Source organism: Methylocapsa sp. S129, assembly GCF_009765995.1.
Lineage (GTDB): Bacteria > Pseudomonadota > Alphaproteobacteria > Rhizobiales > Beijerinckiaceae > Roseiarcus.
In genome coordinates this window covers 275,761-293,394 of sequence record NZ_LMUI01000020.1, presented here as the reverse complement: position 1 = coordinate 293,394, position 17,634 = coordinate 275,761, and the positions used below count along the sequence as shown (strand labels likewise).

The 17,634-nt window shown below is 61.3% G+C and carries 18 protein-coding genes; 13 read left to right on the top strand and 5 right to left on the bottom strand.

The features are described from left to right. The first annotated feature begins 169 nt into the window (after positions 1-169). On the top strand, positions 170-946 hold the full coding sequence (locus GSQ90_RS14030; RefSeq protein ID WP_158815444.1) for an SDR family oxidoreductase: 777 nt from the start codon (positions 170-172) through the stop codon (positions 944-946). On the opposite strand, the gene GSQ90_RS14025 is transcribed toward GSQ90_RS14030, so the two are convergent. Further along, positions 943-1,779: a sugar phosphate isomerase/epimerase gene (locus tag GSQ90_RS14025; protein ID WP_158815443.1), complete on the bottom strand. Its 837-nt coding sequence runs from the start codon at positions 1,777-1,779 to the stop codon at positions 943-945. The genes GSQ90_RS14030 and GSQ90_RS14025 overlap by 4 nt on opposite strands. A gap of 144 nt (positions 1,780-1,923) precedes the next feature. Here GSQ90_RS14025 and GSQ90_RS14020 point away from each other — a divergent pair, with 144 nt between their 5' ends. Further along, entirely contained in the window at positions 1,924-3,129 is a 1,206-nt protein-coding gene (locus tag GSQ90_RS14020) for an adenylate/guanylate cyclase domain-containing protein (protein WP_158815442.1), read from the top strand. A 198-nt stretch (positions 3,130-3,327) separates the two neighbouring features. Here GSQ90_RS14020 and GSQ90_RS14015 read toward each other — a convergent pair whose 3' ends face one another. Beyond that, positions 3,328-3,936, bottom strand: a complete 609-nt coding sequence (locus GSQ90_RS14015; protein WP_158815441.1) for a hypothetical protein — start codon at positions 3,934-3,936, stop codon at positions 3,328-3,330. A 92-nt stretch (positions 3,937-4,028) separates the two neighbouring features. On the opposite strand from GSQ90_RS14015, the gene GSQ90_RS32675 reads away from it, so the two are divergent. Further along, a complete protein-coding gene (locus GSQ90_RS32675) occupies positions 4,029-4,163 on the top strand; it encodes a hypothetical protein (RefSeq protein WP_256366603.1) in 135 nt (44 codons plus the stop codon). Positions 4,164-4,568: 405 nt separating this feature from the next. Here GSQ90_RS32675 and GSQ90_RS14010 read toward each other — a convergent pair whose 3' ends face one another. Further along, positions 4,569-5,201, bottom strand: a complete 633-nt coding sequence (locus GSQ90_RS14010; protein ID WP_246731599.1) for an FMN-dependent NADH-azoreductase — start codon at positions 5,199-5,201, stop codon at positions 4,569-4,571. Positions 5,202-5,300: 99 nt separating this feature from the next. Between GSQ90_RS14010 and GSQ90_RS14005 the strand changes: the two genes are divergently transcribed. Next, positions 5,301-6,206 carry a LysR family transcriptional regulator gene (locus GSQ90_RS14005; RefSeq protein ID WP_158815440.1) on the top strand — a complete coding sequence of 302 codons (906 nt, stop codon included), beginning with the start codon at positions 5,301-5,303 and terminating at the stop codon, positions 6,204-6,206. Between the two features lie 190 nt (positions 6,207-6,396). Here the strand turns inward: GSQ90_RS14005 and GSQ90_RS14000 are convergent, their stop codons facing one another. After that, a complete protein-coding gene (locus tag GSQ90_RS14000; protein ID WP_158815439.1) occupies positions 6,397-7,350 on the bottom strand; it encodes a VOC family protein in 954 nt (317 codons plus the stop codon). A gap of 116 nt (positions 7,351-7,466) precedes the next feature. Then, a complete protein-coding gene (locus GSQ90_RS13995) occupies positions 7,467-8,327 on the bottom strand; it encodes a fumarylacetoacetate hydrolase family protein (protein WP_158815438.1) in 861 nt (286 codons plus the stop codon). 127 nt (positions 8,328-8,454) lie between these two features. Between GSQ90_RS13995 and GSQ90_RS13990 the strand changes: the two genes are divergently transcribed. The 9 genes from GSQ90_RS13990 to GSQ90_RS13950 all read left to right on the top strand — a co-directional run bounded on the left by GSQ90_RS13990 (position 8,455) and on the right by GSQ90_RS13950 (position 17,568). After that, positions 8,455-9,174 carry a GntR family transcriptional regulator gene (locus GSQ90_RS13990; RefSeq protein ID WP_158815437.1) on the top strand — a complete coding sequence of 240 codons (720 nt, stop codon included), beginning with the start codon at positions 8,455-8,457 and terminating at the stop codon, positions 9,172-9,174. 71 nt (positions 9,175-9,245) lie between these two features. Continuing rightward, entirely contained in the window at positions 9,246-9,785 is a 540-nt protein-coding gene (locus GSQ90_RS13985) for a flavin reductase family protein (protein WP_210254898.1), read from the top strand. Continuing rightward, positions 9,782-10,990: an acyl-CoA dehydrogenase family protein gene (locus tag GSQ90_RS13980; RefSeq protein WP_158815436.1), complete on the top strand. Its 1,209-nt coding sequence runs from the start codon at positions 9,782-9,784 to the stop codon at positions 10,988-10,990. Before GSQ90_RS13985 ends, GSQ90_RS13980 begins: the two co-directional genes overlap by 4 nt. Positions 10,991-11,043: 53 nt before the next feature. Then, on the top strand, positions 11,044-12,360 hold the full coding sequence (locus tag GSQ90_RS13975) for an ABC transporter substrate-binding protein (protein WP_158815435.1): 1,317 nt from the start codon (positions 11,044-11,046) through the stop codon (positions 12,358-12,360). An 83-nt stretch (positions 12,361-12,443) separates the two neighbouring features. Beyond that, complete coding sequence (locus GSQ90_RS13970; RefSeq protein ID WP_158815434.1) at positions 12,444-13,172, top strand: ABC transporter ATP-binding protein; 729 nt, start codon at positions 12,444-12,446, stop codon at positions 13,170-13,172. Further along, positions 13,165-13,872: an ABC transporter ATP-binding protein gene (locus tag GSQ90_RS13965; RefSeq protein WP_158815433.1), complete on the top strand. Its 708-nt coding sequence runs from the start codon at positions 13,165-13,167 to the stop codon at positions 13,870-13,872. The genes GSQ90_RS13970 and GSQ90_RS13965 overlap by 8 nt, the downstream gene beginning before the upstream one ends. Positions 13,873-13,874: 2 nt before the next feature. Then, complete coding sequence (locus GSQ90_RS13960) at positions 13,875-14,741, top strand: branched-chain amino acid ABC transporter permease (RefSeq protein ID WP_158815432.1); 867 nt, start codon at positions 13,875-13,877, stop codon at positions 14,739-14,741. Further along, positions 14,738-15,757: a branched-chain amino acid ABC transporter permease gene (locus tag GSQ90_RS13955; RefSeq protein ID WP_158815431.1), complete on the top strand. Its 1,020-nt coding sequence runs from the start codon at positions 14,738-14,740 to the stop codon at positions 15,755-15,757. The genes GSQ90_RS13960 and GSQ90_RS13955 overlap by 4 nt, the downstream gene beginning before the upstream one ends. 599 nt (positions 15,758-16,356) lie before the next feature. Next, a complete protein-coding gene (locus GSQ90_RS13950; protein WP_158815430.1) occupies positions 16,357-17,568 on the top strand; it encodes an ABC transporter substrate-binding protein in 1,212 nt (403 codons plus the stop codon). The last annotated feature ends 66 nt before the right edge of the window (positions 17,569-17,634 follow it).

Here is a 17,634-nt window from a genome sequence, read left to right as displayed (position 1 = left end):
TTTTGATTTTTCGCTTGCAAGCCCTTGATATCAATCAATCCGCCTCGATAAAAATTTGCAAATTTCTGGCGAGTCTCAATGATATCAATGGGGGTAAATTTGGAGATTCCTCGGATTCTCCTGAAACGCCTTTGGATAAGTTCGCAGTCCCAAACGCTATGAGAGCCCCATGAGCATCCCCGGCCGTATCGTCCTTGTCACCGGCTCCACCCAGGGCGTCGGGCGCGCGGTTGCGCTGGAGGCGGCGCGGCAGGGGGCGGCGGGCGTGCTGATCACCGGGCGCGAGGCCGACGCCGCCCCGTCCGTCGTGGCGGAAGTCGAGGCGCTGGGCGCGGCCGCCGCCGCTGAAATCGCCGACCTCGCCGACCCTGATGCGCCCGCCGCGCTCATCGCCGCCTGCATCGCGAAATTCGGCCGCGTCGATGCGCTGGTCAATGTCGCCGCGCTGACCGACCGCGCCTCCTTCGTCGACGGCGCGCCGGAAGTGTGGGAGCGGCTGTTCGCCGTCAATGCGCGCGCGCCGTTCTTCCTGATGCAGGGCGCGATCGCCGACATGCGCCGGCGCGGCGCGCCGGGCGGCATCGTCAATATCCTGTCGACAAACATCCATTGCGGCGCGCCGGATCTGGCGATCTATTCGGCGACCAAGGGAGCGCTGGCGACGCTGACCAAGAACGCCGCCAACGCCCATCGCTTCGATCGCATCCGCGTCAATGGAATCAATCTGGGCTGGGCCGACACGCCGGGCGAGCGGCGGATGCAGGGCGTCACGCTCGGCAAGGGCGAGGGCTGGCTCGCCAAGGCGGAAGCCGGGCAACCGTTCGGCAAGCTCATTCAAACGGACGATGTGGCGCGTCTCGTTCTGTTCCTGCTGAGCGACGCGGGAGGCCCGATCACCGGGTCGCTGATCGACCAGGAGCAATGGGTGGCGGGTTCGCGCGGCTAACCGGCAGGCGGCGAATTCCAGAGGCCGCGCACATGCTCGCGGAGCAGCAACGCCTCTTGCCAGCGATCCGTCGTGTCATTGCCGTCCGGCCCGGTGATCGCATAGGGCTGGGGGCCGAGTTCGCAAACGAAGGCGAGCGAATCGTCGGGCCCCGCGCGCCGCCGCCAGCTTTCAAAACCGTATTTCCACCATCCCAGGAAGATGTCGAGCCATATCCGGTGATGGGCAAAGGCGATCTCGATCTGCACTTGTTCGCGACTGGCGACGCGGCCATGGAACGCCCAGCAATGGTCGAGAATGCGGTTGATATAGGCGTGGTTCTCGGCCGAGATCGGCGTCGCGAATTCGCGACCCACCAGGAAATGCGAGAGGTCGCCCAAGAGCTTGAGATCGGGAAAGCGATCGAGGAGATCGAGCGTGAAATAGAGGTCAGTCGTCATGCGGTCGCGATGCGTCTCGAAATAGACGGGAAAATCGACCTGCTCGGCGAGACGCCGCCAACCCTCGATGAGCGGGATGCAATCGTCTAAACGGCGCGGACGCACGTCGGCCTGGATATCGAGGTGATGGACGCCCGCCGCGCTCGCGAGCTCCAGCGCGGGCGCGAGATCGTCGACCGTCCGCGGGAAACATTGCGCTTCGATGACCTTGCCATGCGGCTTGAGCAACGCCGACGCGCGGTGCGCCAGGTCCGCGTCGGTGAAACTCATGCTGACGCCGTCATAGCCGGCGTCGACGATCATCTCGATATTCTGCTCGAGCGTGCGTTCGGCCCCGTCGGTGTGCCGGCGCTCCATCGCCCACAGCGATTGGAGAAACAGCAAATTCTGCATCGCATGGCCTTTGGAGAGAGACTATCGGGCGCGGGGAAAAGTCGCCTCCCTTGTCTCCATCCGCCACCTTAGCCTTGTCAAGTTTGGGAACCAAGAGCTCGACGCCACTGGCCATAGCCTCAACAGGCGCTATGATCGCCGGCCATGAGAGAAGCTGAGATTGCCGCGCTGGCGGCCTGGATCGCCGAGGCGGGACTCGCGGGGCGGGCGGAAACCGATATGGTCGCGGGCTTCTGCGACCGCCTCGCCGCCCTCGGCTTGCCGCTCGTCCGCGTCACCGTTTTCAACGATACGCTGCACCCCGTTTATGAGGGGCGCGCGTTTCGTTGGGATCGGGAGAAGGCGGAGGCGACGCTCGCCGAATATGGACGAAGCACGGAAGGCGAGGCTGCCGAGCGCTGGCTCAGCAGCCCGTTCTATCGGCTGGTGACCAGCGGCGAATCCATGCTGCGCCGCCGCATCGACGCGGAGGGCGAAAACGAATTTCCGATGTTTCGCGAGCACCGCGCGGCCGGCATCACCGACTTCGTGGCGATCGTCAATCGCTTCGGCGCCGATGGGGCAATCGGCGAGATGGATTGCGTCTATTCCGCGTGGACAACCGATCGCGCCAGCGGTTTCGAGGATCGCGAGATCGCGATATTGCAGCGGCTCATGCCGTTCCTCGGGCTGGCCGTGAAATCAGCCTCGCTCGGCCGAATCGCCGCGACCTTGGTCGAAACTTATCTTGGCCGCGACGCCGGCCGACGGGTTCTCAGCGGCAGGATCGCGCGCGGCGTGGTGGACCGGATCGAGGCCGTGCTGTGGTTCAGCGATCTACGCAATTACACGCGCATCGCCGACACGTCGCCGCCAGAGCAGATCATCCCCTTGCTCAACGACTATGCGGACGCCATCATCTCCGTCATTCACCTGAACGCCGGCGACGTTCTGAAATTTATCGGCGATGGCGTACTGGCGATCTTCCCGGCGCAGGAGCGCGAACGCGCCGCCACGGCCGCGCTGGACGCCGCGATCCAGGCGCAGCGGGCTGTCGAAGAGCTCAATGCGCGTCGCGCCGGCGAAGGCTTGCCGACGACGGACATGTATCTGGGGCTCCATATCGGCGAGGTGTTTTACGGCAATATCGGCAGCAAGGAACGCCTCGATTTCACTATCATCGGCCCGGCGGTCAACGAGGTCAGCCGGATCGCGGCGATGTGCCGGTCCGCCGACCAGCCGTTGCTGCTTTCGGCCGCATTCGCCGCCTCTCTCGCCGACCAACGGCATCGCTTCGTCTCGGTCGGACGCTACGCCTTGCGCGGCGTCGGGCGGCCCCAAGAACTCTTCACGCTCGATCCTGAGGCGTGAAAAAGGACGGGCGAATTGGCGGCGTCGAGACGATCGACTTTCCTGTCGCCGCCGATCCGTTCATCGCCTGCAGCAAGGAGAGGAGCCGCACTCGATAGGCTGCGAACGCCGTGGGGAGAGCGCGCGGCCGAATGCTGGTTGCGACCAATGTCTTGTCGCCCCCGGGAAGCGGCCTCCAAATATCTTTGCCGGAACCTTTTATTCCAACTCCGCCACCACTTGCGACCCGCGTATCATTCGCAATTTGCGACCGGGATGGATCCCGACGGCCTCGTCAAATGCGGCGCGGGCGATGGGTTCATCGCGGGCCGTAGCCAGCACCTCTTCCGAACGTCCCTGACCATTGATGATCTCAATCTCATACATCGGGGCTGCGGGGCTGCTTTCGGAACTTCCCGCCATCCCAACATGAACCCTGAGCACGGCGAGCGCGAGATGGACATCCTCCGCGCTCAAATACGCGCCGACTTCGTTTTGCAAGGGCTGAGCAAGTCGATCGGCGAGACCGCCAACGTCGCCGCGCGCTCGATGGCCGATCGGAGCCAGTCCGAACACGTTAGGCGCGCGGGGCAATGGGGAGCCTCTTCTGTGACTAATAACCGCGAACGCCTGTTCCCCGGTCTCAAGATTAAGCAGTCTGTGCTTCCAGAAGAGATGATCGTTTTCCTCGACGACAATCCCTACGCCCAATTTCCATCCCGTGACACGCGGCAAGTGGCCCGGAGCAATTCGCCAATAGGTGGCGTCACCGAGACGGGCGATGCCCCTTCCGCTTATCTCGACAAGACAAGTAGGCTCGCTATCCATGCAAGGCCCTCATGATAGAGGGCGCTTCATAGGAGCACGCGGCCTAGATTGCGCCGAAGAACACCGGTCGGAAATGCGAGGAGCGCTCGGCGATGACGACGATGGCAGGGGCTGCGGCGAATGCGTTGCGAATTATCGAGGCGCTGAGGAAAACCTCGGACCAAGCGATCCATCAAACTGCCCCCTTCTTTGACGCCGCCGCGCAGCAAAATTCAATTAACTCTTAATTACCAGATTATATGTGCAAGCGCCGTATACACGTCAAAAAAATGTTATGTGTTTTCGGGCCGCCTGATGAAACTTTCCGACGGCGGCTACGTAACGCGCCCTTGGTTTCCGCCATCCCGCTTTGCGGCGCGGCCTTGTCCCCGAACCGACCCTGAGCGGCGAGCGCTCCGCGATCGCCAACAATAATGTTGGAGACTTATCGGTCGAGAGCGTCCGCGTTGTCGACGGGCGGCGCAACTTCGCGGCGTTTCTTCCGAGCGACAGCAAGATTTAGGTGCGCCGGCGGCGCCGCGGCTCTCGAATGGCGTTAATACGAAGAGCTATCGTGATTATGCATAGCGCCGCATGACGGCGCCTCACGAAATCGTCGCCAAGCGACTTAGGGTGGAGGCGGGATATCGCCGCTAGCAGCGCGCGATCGTCTTCGCCAGCGCCTGCGCGGCCTTTTTGGCGGCGTCGCGGGCCTGCACGTCGACGTCGGGGCCGAGCAAGGTCTTCTCCACCAGTAAGGTGTCGATCGTCGGGACGCCGACAGAGGTGAGCCAAGTGTTCATGAAAGGACGTTGCTGATCCCAGCTCGCAAGCTCGCTGTCAGCCCCATAAGCGATGCCGCGCGCATAGATGCAGACGGCGCGGTGATTGGTGAGCAGCCCGTTCAAGCCGCGTTCGTCGAAGGTGAAGAGTACGTCCTTTTGCGACACGAAATCGATCAGGTGCTTTAGTTTGTAAGGAATGCCCCAATTCCACATCGGGATCGCAAAGAGCAGGAGATCGACGGCCTTGATGCGGTCGCCCATAACATTGATCGCTTCCCAAGCCGCCTGCTGCGCCGGGGTTCGCTCCACGCCCTCGAGCCCGGCGTATTTGGCTTGCAGCGTCGGCCCGTCGAATTCTGGCAGTTGATGCGCCCAAAGGTCCAGAACATCGATCTGCGTGTCCGGATTTTCCGCCCTCAGCGCATCCAGAAATGCATTCGCAACCTCGATGGAGGCCGACCGCTCTTTACGCGGGGACGCTTCGATATAGAGCACCTTCATGATTCGTCTCCTGGCTTGTTCGGCGGACGAAAACCTAGCGGGCGCGCATTCGAAAATTAAATTGATTATCATTGTCGCAGTTATTACACTAATTGATGAATGCAGACTTTCTCGACCGAGTTGCTGCGCACCTTCGCGACCGTCGTCGATGAGGGCAGCTTCACCGCCGCCGGTAGGCGTCTTGGCCTCACGCAATCGGCCGTGACGGCGCAGATCAAGCGGCTGGAAGCGCAGGCGGGCTGTGCGCTCCTGACGCGCAGTACGCGGGCATTGGCGCCGACGCCACATGGCGAGGTGATGTTGCAGGGCGCCCGCAACATTCTCGCGCTGCACAGCGCGCTCAGCGAGCAGCTCGGCATGACGCAATCGATCCGGGGACGGGTGCGGATCGGCATTTCCGAAGGCTATTTCAGCGGCGCGCTGGCGGCTGCAATACGCGGCGTCATGGAGCAACATCCGACCTTGCAGATCGAGTTGCACGTCGATCTCACGAAACTATTGCTCGATCAGCTCAATGATGGCCTGCTCGACATTCTGTTGGGTGTACATTGCGACACCCATCCGTCGGCGGAAGCCTTATGGACCGAGCGACTGGTTTGGGGTTTCGCCACGACGAACCCGCTTCCGGTCGATCGACCAATGCCCATGGTCTTTGCACCCGAACCATGCCCCTATCGCGCGGCATCGATTGCCGCCTTGGCGCGTCGGCAGATCGCTTGGCGCCTCGCTTGCGTTAGCCCAAGTTTCCAAAGCTGCCTGACCGCGGCGCGCAGCGGCTTTGGCGTTGTCGCGCTTTTGGAGAGCGAATTGTCGCTCGGCCTGCGCGACGTGAGCCGGGAAGCCTCGCTGCCCGATCTGCCGAACGCTACCTTTTCGCTTTGGCTTTCACCCGACGGTCCTAGAAAGGCGATCGAAGTCGTCGCTGCGAGGATCAGGGTCGCGGTGGGCGATGCGCGCCCCTGGCCGCCGTCGCGCTTACGGGCGGGCAGCGGATTAATCGCCTGATTCTTTCAGAACGAAGGGTATAGATGTTTTGATCCGCGCTTAGGAAGTTGTGGATTGCCTATTGGTTTTGGCGCGGCAGACGTTGCGATCACACTCCCAGGCGGCGCTATGCGCCCGACTTTTCGGAAATCTCGCCTGAAAAAAACGGGGTGGAGCTGAGGCAAGACATCTTCCGGGACGGCCGCGCCGCTCAGGCCTCGTAATTATGCACGAAATCTTCCGGAACGTTTGGTCCCCAAGCGTAAAACGAATCGTCTGACGGAAAATCTCCCGTCGGCCAGTCGCAATCGGCTGGAATGTAATCGATGTCCGCGGAATATTCGCTGAAGCTGCCCCAAGGATCCTGAACGTAGTGAAAGAAGTTCGAGCCCAGCACATGGCGACCGAGACCCCATCCCTTGGCGAAACCCTTGCCCAGCATGTGCATGGCGCCCGCGCCAATTTCGTCGACGGTTCCGACGTCCCAACTGAAATGGTGGTGGCCGGGCGCGTCCGAGCGAGCGAAGGCGATCATATGGTGATCGCTGCCGTGAACGCCGTGCAGGAACGCGATATTGTCGCTCGAATGGTCGGAGAGACGCAAACCGAGCACGCGCGTGTAGAACTCGACCGCCTTGCGCACGTCACGCGTGAACATCAGAATATGGGCGAGGCGGCGCGGATGCGTTCGCTTCATCTTGCTGCGGAACAACGCCCCGCGTTGACCAGGGGCGGCAGACTGAAAGGAGAACCGCGTCTTTTCGTCCGGCGACGACTTTGCGGCAACCTTGATCTCGACCAGATTGCCGTCGTGGTCGTGAAACCACAACCCATTCGAGTCGACGCCCGGCGGCGGATCAAGCCTCTTGATTCCCATGCTCTGCAGGCGCTCGGCGAATCGGTCGATGTCGTCCTCGAAGGCGCCGAAAGACATGTGGCTGTGTCTCTTGCGGGGACCCTCGCCGATTGTCCCCCATTTATGGGGATGCCCGTGCGTGCCGACCGTGAGCAAATTGCCTTTTTCCTGAATGTCCAGGCCGAATTCGCTATAGAAATTATGAGCGACGGCGAGATCGGGAGCCACGAAATGAAATTGATCCAGGGAATGGATCCCGAGTTCTCCTGGCCGGCGGGTCGGCTTGATGAAGCCATGAATCTCGGTCATCGCGTTTCCTCCTGATTTGCCTTGCGCGATTTGGCGTCTGGCGCGCCCGGATCGCATTCCTATAGGCATGTGGCGATACGCGATTGAAATATCTACTCGCGTTGCTCCCGCGGCCGCTATCGCGTCTCGTCGGCGATCGGATTCGACAGTACGCCGATTTTCTCGATTTCCACCTGGACCGTGTCGCCGGGTTTCATGAAGAGCGGCGGCTTGCGCGATTGGCCGACGCCCGACGGCGTGCCTGTCACGATGACGTCGCCGCTTCGAAGCGTAATGGCCTCGCTGATGATGGCGATGAGCGTGGCGACGTCAAACACCATGTCGCTGGTCGAAGCGCTTTGCACGACCTCGCCGTTGAGCCGCGTCTGCAATCTCAGGCCCTTGCCGCCGGGGGGAAGTTCGTCGGCGGTGACAAAGCAAGGGCCGAACGCGCCCGTGCCGTCAAAATTCTTGCCGACCGTCCATTGCGGCGACTTGAATTGATAGTCTCGAATGGATCCGTCGTTGAAGATCGAATAGCCGATGACGTGATCGAGCGCGCTCGCCAAGGGAATGTGGCGCCCGCCCGTGCCAATGATGGCGACGAGTTCGCCCTCGTAGTCGAGTTTGTCGGAGGCGAACGGTCTGACGATCGGCGCGCCGTCGCCGATCAGGCTCGAATTGAAACGACTGAACAGCGTTGGGTAATCGGGCTGTTTGAAGCCGGATTCTGTGGAATGATCGCGATAGTTGAGCCCGACGCAGATCACCTTTTCCGGAGCGCGGATCGGCGGCAGTCGGGAGACGGCGGCAAGGTCGACAGAGTGGCCCGCGCCAAGCGCCTTGGCAGCCTGTTCGAGCGCTGGGAGACCCTTGCGAACGAGCGCATCGAAATCTCCGGGATAGCCAGCTTCACTCGCCGTCAATCCGCGCGCTTCGCCTGCTTGTTCGATCGCGAGACCTTCTTCGTGTTCGGCTTGGTAGCGGACGAATCTCACGTCGAAGTCTCCCAGGGAAAGCCTTAGCGGCATATCGCAGGGTAAATTCTATTTGCTTGAAATTAGTTTTGTCAATATAAAATATTTTTTCCTTGCGGTCATAGTTTTGACGCGCTAGAAAATATGAATGAACAAGCGGGCTCAACTCGATCAATCGGTGACCCAGACAGATGCAGCCTATGCGGCCCTTCTGGATGAAATTCTCACGTGCAGGCTCGCGCCCGGCGCCAGGATCACGATTAGCGAAGTCGCTTTGAAGTTCGGGTTCAGCCCGGGAGCCGTCCGTGAAGCCCTGTCGCGTTTGTCGGCGGAGAGAATGACGGTCGCCATCGCTCAAAAGGGCTATTCCGTCGCCGAAGTCTCGGTAGAGGAACTGAAGGATCTGACGCGGACGCGAATTACGATCGAACAGATCTGTCTGCGTTCGGCGATCGAGTGCGGCGACGTCGAATGGGAGACGGCGATTGTGGCGGCTTACCATCGGCTGCATCGCATTCCCCTGGCGATGCCCGGGGAGCCTTCCCGCGTGAATCAGGCCTGGGCCGCCGCGCATACCACGTTCCACGCGGCGCTTGTCGCCGGCTGCGACAGCTCCTGGATGCTCATCCTGCGCGCCATGCTCTATGCGCAATCGGAACGCTATCGGCTTCTCTCGCACACGCTGGCGCGCGAAAGCCGGGACATCGACGGCGAGCACAAGGGCATTCTCGACGCGTGTCTTGCGCGTGAGCCGGCCCTCGCATGCGAGTTGATCGAGCGTCACCTGACGCGCACTTCGGATATCGTTCTGGGCTCGCCTCTGTTGCAAGCTCGGCCGCCTGACCGTCCCGCAGCCGAGCCGGGATGACGTACCAAGATCGGGAAACGGCTTCCGAAGCGTAGAAGAGACCCTGGAACAAGGGACTTTTGGAGGAACGAGTGACGCTGGACATCCAGAGATTTCGCGATCTGATGGCTGGCGTTTGCGCGCCAGTGACCGTGGTCACCACTTCGGAGGCGGAAATTCCCTACGGGGCGACCGTAAGCGCCTTCGCTTCGCTCTCCCTCAGCCCGCCCATGATCAGCGTCGCGCTGGGTCAAGGCTCGCAATTGCTCGCGCGCATTCTGCGGACCGAGCGATTTGGGATCAATGTCCTGGAGAAGTCCCAGGAGGAAACGGCGCGATTGTTCGCTGCGCGGGGCGCCGATCGCTTCGGCCAGTCGACCTGGGCCTTCGATCACGGGATGCCGCGGCTGGCGGCCGCGGCGAGTTGGTTGGTCTGCTCCCTCGCCCAAGCCGTTGAAGGCGGCGATCACATGCTTCTTCTGGGCGTCGTGACGGACGCCGAAAAAACCGCCGCGCCGCCGCTCGTCTACAGCGAACGACTTTTTGGCACGCATTCGGTGCTGCTGGAACGCGAAACCGAGCGAAAAAAGAAGGCAAAAAGACTGACCTTATTGGGAGGAGATATGCAATGACCAGTGTTGCCAGCGTTCATACTTTTGTTGCGCCTACGTCGGGAGAACTCGTCGCTAGGGCGCGCGAGCTTGCGCCGCTGCTGCAAAGGAACGCGCCGAAAGGGGAAGCCAATCGGCGCGTCGAGGAAGAATCGCTACTGGCCCTGACGAAAGCGGGTCTCCTCAAAGTGTGCACGCCGAGGCGATACGGCGGTTGGGAGATGAACACGCGCGCAATGCTGGACGTGAGCGCCGCGATCGCCGAGGCGGATGGCGGCGCCGCCTGGGTGGCGAACCTCAACAATATCTGCTGTTGGCTCGCCAGCCTGTTTCCCGTCAAGGCGCAGGACGAGGTGTTCGGCGCGAACCCGGATGCGATAGTGTCCGGCGTGCTCGCCCCCAGCGCGGCGTCGACCAAGGTCGCCGGCGGGCTCCGCGTCACTGGCAAATGGTACTACAATTCCGGCGGCTGGCACGCTCAATGGGCGGTGCTCGGCGTTCCCATCGTCAACGACGTCGGCGAGACGATAGATCAAGGCCTGGCGCTAATCCCGATGGCTGATCTTGAACGCGAGGACACCTGGTTCGTCGCCGGCATGAAATCCAGTGGCAGCATCGGTTTGATCGCCAAGGACGTATTCATACCTAGCCACCGAATCCTGTCGGTCCCCAGCGCTATCGAGGGAGACTATCCGACAGAGATGAGAGGCCAGGAATCTTTCTACCGATCGGCTTTCGTCGCGATCCTTGCGTTGATCCTGGTCGGTCCCCAACTCGGCCTCGGTCGCGCTGCGCTGCAATACGTCCGGCAGAAAGCTGGAACGCGGCCGATCTCGTATACTTTCTTCGAAAAGCAGAACGCTTCCGTCGCTTTTCAGCTGCAGATCGCCCAGGCGGCAATGCTGATCGACACGGCCCATCTTCATGCCTATCGGGCCGCTGACGACATCGATCAAGCCGCGGTCAGCGGCGTTTACCCCGATATGATCGTCCGCACCCGGGTGCGCGCCGATACTGGATACGTCGTCGAGAAGATCACGCAAGCGATCGATCTCTTGTTGTTTGCGCATGGCGCGGGCAGCTTCGCCGATTCAAGCCCCCTTCAACGCATCTGGCGGGATTCAGCGGTGGCGGCGCGCCACGCGGTCGTCCTTCCGACGGTCGGCTATGAGGTCTACGGCAAGGCTCTACTCGGCGTCGAAAACAACGTCACGGCGCTCGTCTGACCTCAGACGCCGCAAGCCCCATAACAAACAGCGAATCCTGGGAGGGACAAATCATGGCACAGGGAAAATGGAGCCTATCTTCGCCAACAGCCATCAGCCGCCGTCGTGCGGTTCAAGGTTTGGCTCTCGCCGGCGCCGGCGCGATCGCGGCGCCCGCGCTGATCGGCCGCGCGCTTGCCGCCAGCCGGACGATCAAGCTCGGTTTTGTCAGTCCTGAATCCGGACCGATCGCATCGTTCGGCTCCGCCGACGAGTTCATTCTAGCGGGCGTGCGCAAGGCGATCGGCGACGGAATCATAGTCGGCGGCGTCAAATATCCGGTGGAAATCCTGGTGCGCGACAGCCAGTCCAATCCGAGCCGCGCCGCCGAAGTCGCGGCCGAACTGATCACGAAGGAAAAAATCGACTTGATGCTCGCCTCGAGCACCGCCGACACGGTCAACCCGGTGGCTGATCAATGCGAGGTGAACGGCGTGCCCTGCATCACGACAGATACGCCATGGGACGCCTTTTTCTTCGGGCGCGGCGGAGACCCCGCCAAAGGTTTCGACTGGACCTATCATTTCTTCTGGGGGGTCGGCCAGATCGTCGAAACCTTCACCGGCTTGTGGAACGCGATCGAAACCAACAAAACCGTCGGCGCGCTTTGGTCCAACGATTCTGACGGCGTGGCGGTGTCCAATCCGGTGCATGGCCTGCCTCCCGGCTTCATCAAGGCCGGCTTCAAGCTGATTGACGCCGGCCTGTTCACGCCATTGTCCAACGATTTCACCGCGCAGATCACCAAACTGAAGGCTGAGAAGTGCGACATCGTCACCGGCGTGTTCCTGCCTCCGGACTTCGCCACGTTCTGGGCGCAATGCGCGCAGCAGGGATTCAAACCGAAGGCCGTCACCGTCGCCAAGGCGTTGCTCTTTCCGGCCTCTGTCGAAGCGCTCGGCGATCGCGGCGTCGGCCTGTCGTCGGAGGAGTGGTGGTCGCCCGACCACCCGTTCAAATCGGGATTGACCGGCCAGTCGGCGGCCGAGCTTTGCGCCGACTTCACCAAGGCGACCGGCAAGCAATGGGTGCAGCCGATCGGCTTCAAGCACGCTCTGCTGGAGGTCGCATTGGATGTGCTCAAGCGCACTAAGAACGTCGACGATCCCGGTTCGATCATGGAATCAATCGCGGCGACCGACTATCAGTCGATCGTCGGGCCGGTGTCTTGGAAGAAGGGGCCAGTGAAGAATTGCACGACGACGCCGTTGGTCGGCGGCCAGTGGGTTAAGGGCAAGACCTCTAAGTATGATATTCAGATCGTCAACAACGCCGCCTATCCTGGCATCGCGACGGTGGGCAAGTTCCAGCCGATCGCCTACGGCTCTTGAGGACGGCAAGGCCTGCTGTTGAAATGCGCGGCGGGCCAGAGCCCGCTGCATCCCACGCGCGAATACGGGGACATCATCGCCGAATGCCCGTCGTTCTCGCCCTTCGTAAAGTATCGAAATCGTTCGGCGCGATCGTCATCGCCAATGAACTCGACCTCGTCGTCGAACAAGGCGAGGCGGTCGGCATCCTCGGCCCGAACGGCGCCGGCAAAACGACGCTGCTCGGCCTGATCACCGGCACGCTGACGCCTGGCGGCGGCCGGATCGAATACGAAGGCCGGGACATCGCCGGTCTGACGCCGGAGCGCCGCTGTCAGCTGGGCATTGCTCGGGCTTTCCAGGTGCCTCAGCCGTTTGGCGACATGACGGTTTTCGAAAACCTCGCGGTCGCCGCGTGCTTTGGCGCCAATGTTTCGCAACGGGAGGCGCATCGGCGCAGCCTGAATATCCTCGAGCAGTGCGGCCTTGCCGATCAGGCCAACGAGGCGGCGGGCCGGCTCACGTTGCTCAACCGCAAGCGGCTCGAACTCGCCAGAGCTCTGGCGACCGATCCGCGCCTGTTGCTGCTCGACGAAATCGCCGGGGGCCTGACCGAGCATGAATGCCGGGATCTCGTCGCTCTGATCAAACAGGTGCATGCGGCCGGCGTCACCATCGTCTGGATCGAGCACGTGCTTCACGCGCTGCTGTCGGTCGTCGCGCGGGCGGTCGTCCTCTATCAGGGACGATTCATCGCCGACGGCGATCCCCATGACGTGATCAAAAGCCCAAAAGTCGCCGAGATCTATATGGGGATCGAAGCGGATGCTTGACGCCCCGCTGCTCAAGGTTCGCCAGCTCGAGGCGTTCTACGGCGACTTTCAGGCTCTCTATGGCCTCGATCTGGAGCTCAAGACGGGTCAAGTCGTCGCGATCGTCGGCGCCAACGGCGCCGGCAAGAGCACGCTTCTGAACTCCATCGCGGGGTTGATGGCGACGAGACCGGAGGCGATTGAGCTCGCCGGCGAACGCATCGGCGGCAAGGCGCCGTATCAGATCGTCGCCCAGGGGATTGCGCTCGTGCCGGAAGGGCGGCGCCTCTTTCCCTCGCTCAGCGTCGAGGAAAACCTGGTCATCGGCGGTCACATGAAACGGCCGGGCCCGTGGAAGCTGGCGCGAATCTACGAACTGTTTCCCACGCTTGCCGAACGCCGCCATCATCCGGCGACCGCGCTATCGGGCGGCCAGCAGCAGATGGTCGCGATCGGAAGAGCGTTGATGTCGAACCCTCGCGTCCTGTTATGCGACGAACTCAGCCTCGGGCTCGCTCCAATCGTGGTGCGCGACATCTATGCGCATCTGCGCGCCATCATCGCCGACGGCGTGGCGGCGATCATCGTCGAGCAGGATATCCAGCAGGCGTTGAAGATCGCCGGCCACCTTTACTGCATGCTCGAGGGCCGCATCGTTCTGCACGGCGCAGCCAGATCGCTGACGCGCGAATCGATCGCCGCCGCTTATTTCGGAGTCTGAGGATGGCCGATTGGATCAACACGATCATTCAGGGAATCTTGATCGGCGGTCTCTATGCGATGTTCGCGGTCGGGCTTGCGCTGATCTTCGGCGTGATGAAACTCGTCAACATCGCGCACGGCGATCTGATTGTGCTTTCTGCCTATGTCGCGCTGATCGTCACGCAGTCGCTCGGGCTCAATCCTCTCGTATCGCTTGTGTTCGTTGTTCCGATCATGGGGTTGATCGGATACATCCTGCAGCGCGGCCTGTTCAACCGCACGATTGGCAATGATCTGCTGCCGCCGCTGCTGGTCTCCTTCGGGCTGTCGGTCATTATCCAGAACGGGTTGCTGGAACTCTTCTCCGCCGACAATCGTCGGTTACTCGCCGGACCGATCGAGGTCGCCACCATCAAATTCAGCGACGCGATCAACGTCGGCGTGCTGCCGCTGCTTCAGTTCGTCCTCGCCGTTCTGGTCATAGGCGGCCTTCAGGCTTTGATGTTTCGTACCGCGATTGGACGTAGCTTTCGCGCCGTCTCAGACGACCCACGGATCGCGCAACTGATGGGCCTCAACAACCGACATATCTTTGGTCTCGCGATGGCGCTGTCTCTGGCGGTCGTCGCCCTGGCCGGCGTCCTCCTCGCCATTCGCGCCAATTTCGATCCGGCAACTGGACCAACCCGGCTCATCTTCGGCTTTGAGGCGGTCATTATCGGCGGCCTCAGCAGTTTTTGGGGCACGCTTGTCGGCGGCGTCATTCTCGGCGTCGTGCAGGCCATCGCCGCAACGATTGATCCGGGCCTACAGATTCTGGCCGGCCATCTCGCCTTCTTGCTGGTGTTGGCCTTTCGCCCGCAGGGCCTGTTCGGGAGGGTCGCATGACCGTCGCCGCGCTGACGATCGTGCGCGCCACGCCGTCGACCCGCCTGGGTCTCGTCTTCATCGCAAGCCTGGTCGCCGGACTCTTGTCGGCGCCTCTTTGGGCGACGACCGACGCGCTGCGCCTCCTCATCGACATCTTTCTTTATGTCGCGCTAGCTTGCTTGTGGAATTTTCTCGCCGGCTATGCCGGCCTCGTATCCGTCGGCCAGCAGGCATTTGTCGGCTTGGGCGGGTATGGTCTCTTCGCCCTGTCAGCAAAGGCCGGCATTCCCCCCCTGCTTTGCGTGCCGATCGTGGGTCTGGCGGCGGCGCTTTTGTCCATCCCGATCGCCGGCCTGCTGTTCCGATTGCGCGGCGCGTATTTTGCGATTGGCTCCTGGGTGGTTGCGGAAGTTTTTCGCCTGTCGGCGATCCTGCTCACCCCACTCGGCGGCGGTTCCGGGATGAGCCTGCCTGCACGCATCGCCCAATCGGTCGGGCGCGCCCCGCACGATCGATTCGTCGCCGTCTATTGGACGGCCCTGGCGCTGCTCCTTGGGATTCTCGTCATCATCTTCCTGGCGCTGCGCTCGCGGACGGGCCTTGCCTTGACGGCCATCCGGGACAACGAACTCGCGGCCCGCAGCAACGGCGTCAATGTCGGCCGCACCAAGCTCATCGTCTATGTGGCGACGGCGTTCGGCACGGCGATGATTGGCGCCCTGATTTTCCTGCAGCGTCTGCGCATTTCTCCCGACGCAGCGTTTAGCGTCAACGACTGGACGGCGCTCGTAATCTTCATGGTCGTGATCGGCGGCCTCGGCTCCTTCGAAGGTCCGATCCTCGGCGCTCTGATATACTTCTTGCTGCGCGAAACCCTCGCCAATCTTGGGCCGACATACTTGATGGTTCTTGGAGCGGTCGCGATTCTTGTCATGCTACTAGCGCCAAGAGGGCTTTGGGGATTGGTGCGATCGCGATGGCAAATCCAACTCCTGCCGCTGCAATTGCGCGTGATTCCACTGACAAAGCACTGATGTCGGTATTGACCGCAAGGTTGCGCCGACAGCGGGCCGGCCACGAAGTGGGGCAGCGCGCTTGCTAGCGAAGCCCGATCACGTTCAATCGCTGCGTTAGAACGATGGTCCGTGATTGAGCGTGAAGAAGGATGCCGAGACGGGTTGTTGTGGATCAATATACTCAACGAATAAATGTTGTTCAGGAACGATGATTTGCAAAAACGAAGAATCTAACCGGCGCCTGTATCGGGGGCATCTTCGTCCTGCTTGTTTGCGATGAGATCAGTTGCACATAGTGGATACCCAATAGCGCTGCTCAATCCCGTTATATCGCGAATTCCGAATCGATATTGACGCCGGATAGACCATCCGACTCTCATCTGCGAAAGCCGCGTCGCCAAGGACACGGACTACGGGGACGGGGCTGAAGGCCTTTGTGTAAATCGGCGCGCGAAGCTTCCGACGAAATTGGGTTGAATGTGGTCAACACGTGGAGCCGCTTCACACTCAAGGCCGAGCGCTCCTGGCAAGATCGGTCTCCTTGACGCTGTTGGAAACAAGGCGCACACTTTATTTCTGAACATATGTGCGATTATCGCACATGGGAGGAACGAGGTATGGCGGCGCGAATCTTGTCGATGCTTTGCATAATTGCGTCCTTCGTCATCCCGAGCGTGGCTCTAGCGTCGGGCGACACGATCAAGATCGGCGTCCTCAACGACGAGACCGGCGTTTTCGCTGACTCGAGTGGCCACGGGTCGGTGACGGCTGCTCAGATGGCCGTGGACGATTTCGGGGGAAAGGCCGCCGGCAAAAAGATCGAAGTGATCTTTGCGGACCATCAGAACAAAGCGGACATCGGCGCCGGCATCGCTCGCAAATGGTTCGACACAGAGGGCGTAGACGCGATCGCCGATCTTGGGAATTCGTCAGTTGCGCTAGCGGTCAGTCAGATCGCTCGCGATCGTAACAAGGCAATTCTCGTGTCTGCCGGCGGCGATATCGCCCTAACGGGCGCGCAATGTTCGCCAAACACGGTGCAGTGGACCTACGATACCCACTCCCAGTCCGCGCCTCTGGCCATTGCCTTGGTGAAGCGCGGACATAACAAATGGTTCTTTCTGACCGCCAGTTACACATTCGGCGCCAGCCTGCAAAAAGAGGCGACGAATGCCGTGCTCGCTAACGGCGGCGAGGTGGTCGGCTCGGTCCGGCACCCGCTCAACACGATGGATTTCTCGTCCTTTCTGCTGGAGGCGCAGGCGTCGTCCGCAAACGTGCTCGCGCTCGCGAACGGAGGCGCGGATACGACGGTGTCGATCAAGCAGGCCAACGAATTCGGTTTGACCAACACGATGGTGATCGTCGGACTTGCGGCGCTTATCACCGACGTGAATGCCGTCGGATTGCAGGCGACGCACGGTCTTCTCCTCAGCCTGCCGTTCTACTGGGATATCAACGAGGGGACGCGAGCCTTCAGCAAGAGGTGGGCGGCACAAAACAACGGCAGAATGCCTACGATGATCCAGGCGGGGAATTACGGGGCGGTGCTGCATTACCTCAAGGCCGTCGACGCGCTCGGCGGCGCTGATGACGGGAAGAAGGTCGTCGATAAGATGAAGGAATTGCCGACAGACGACCCACTGTTTGGCAAGGGTTACGTACGCGCCGATGGCCGCACGATTCACAATGTCTACGTATTCGAAGTCAAATCACCCGAAGAGTCGAAATACCCCTGGGACTATCTCAAACTCTATGAGACCGTTCCCGGAGAAAAGGCGTTCCTGACGATGCAAGAGGGGGGCTGCCCCCTCGTCTCCAACAAATAAGCGGCTCTGCGCAAAATCGCGCCGGCCTCGAACAATCCCGCCATCGATCGCGACGGAGACAGACAA

Coding starts and splice junctions, on each gene's coding strand:
- GSQ90_RS14030 (WP_158815444.1), top strand. CDS start 170: ATGAGCATCCCCGGCCGTATCGTCCTTGTCACCGGCTCCACCCAGGGC.
- GSQ90_RS14025 (WP_158815443.1), bottom strand. CDS start 1,779: ATGCAGAATTTGCTGTTTCTCCAATCGCTGTGGGCGATGGAGCGCCGG.
- GSQ90_RS14020 (WP_158815442.1), top strand. CDS start 1,924: ATGAGAGAAGCTGAGATTGCCGCGCTGGCGGCCTGGATCGCCGAGGCG.
- GSQ90_RS14015 (WP_158815441.1), bottom strand. CDS start 3,936: ATGGATAGCGAGCCTACTTGTCTTGTCGAGATAAGCGGAAGGGGCATC.
- GSQ90_RS32675 (WP_256366603.1), top strand. CDS start 4,029: ATGACGACGATGGCAGGGGCTGCGGCGAATGCGTTGCGAATTATCGAG.
- GSQ90_RS14010 (WP_246731599.1), bottom strand. CDS start 5,201: ATGAAGGTGCTCTATATCGAAGCGTCCCCGCGTAAAGAGCGGTCGGCC.
- GSQ90_RS14005 (WP_158815440.1), top strand. CDS start 5,301: ATGCAGACTTTCTCGACCGAGTTGCTGCGCACCTTCGCGACCGTCGTC.
- GSQ90_RS14000 (WP_158815439.1), bottom strand. CDS start 7,350: ATGACCGAGATTCATGGCTTCATCAAGCCGACCCGCCGGCCAGGAGAA.
- GSQ90_RS13990 (WP_158815437.1), top strand. CDS start 8,455: ATGAACAAGCGGGCTCAACTCGATCAATCGGTGACCCAGACAGATGCA.
- GSQ90_RS13980 (WP_158815436.1), top strand. CDS start 9,782: ATGACCAGTGTTGCCAGCGTTCATACTTTTGTTGCGCCTACGTCGGGA.
- GSQ90_RS13975 (WP_158815435.1), top strand. CDS start 11,044: ATGGCACAGGGAAAATGGAGCCTATCTTCGCCAACAGCCATCAGCCGC.
- GSQ90_RS13970 (WP_158815434.1), top strand. CDS start 12,444: ATGCCCGTCGTTCTCGCCCTTCGTAAAGTATCGAAATCGTTCGGCGCG.
- GSQ90_RS13965 (WP_158815433.1), top strand. CDS start 13,165: ATGCTTGACGCCCCGCTGCTCAAGGTTCGCCAGCTCGAGGCGTTCTAC.
- GSQ90_RS13960 (WP_158815432.1), top strand. CDS start 13,875: ATGGCCGATTGGATCAACACGATCATTCAGGGAATCTTGATCGGCGGT.
- GSQ90_RS13955 (WP_158815431.1), top strand. CDS start 14,738: ATGACCGTCGCCGCGCTGACGATCGTGCGCGCCACGCCGTCGACCCGC.
- GSQ90_RS13950 (WP_158815430.1), top strand. CDS start 16,357: ATGGCGGCGCGAATCTTGTCGATGCTTTGCATAATTGCGTCCTTCGTC.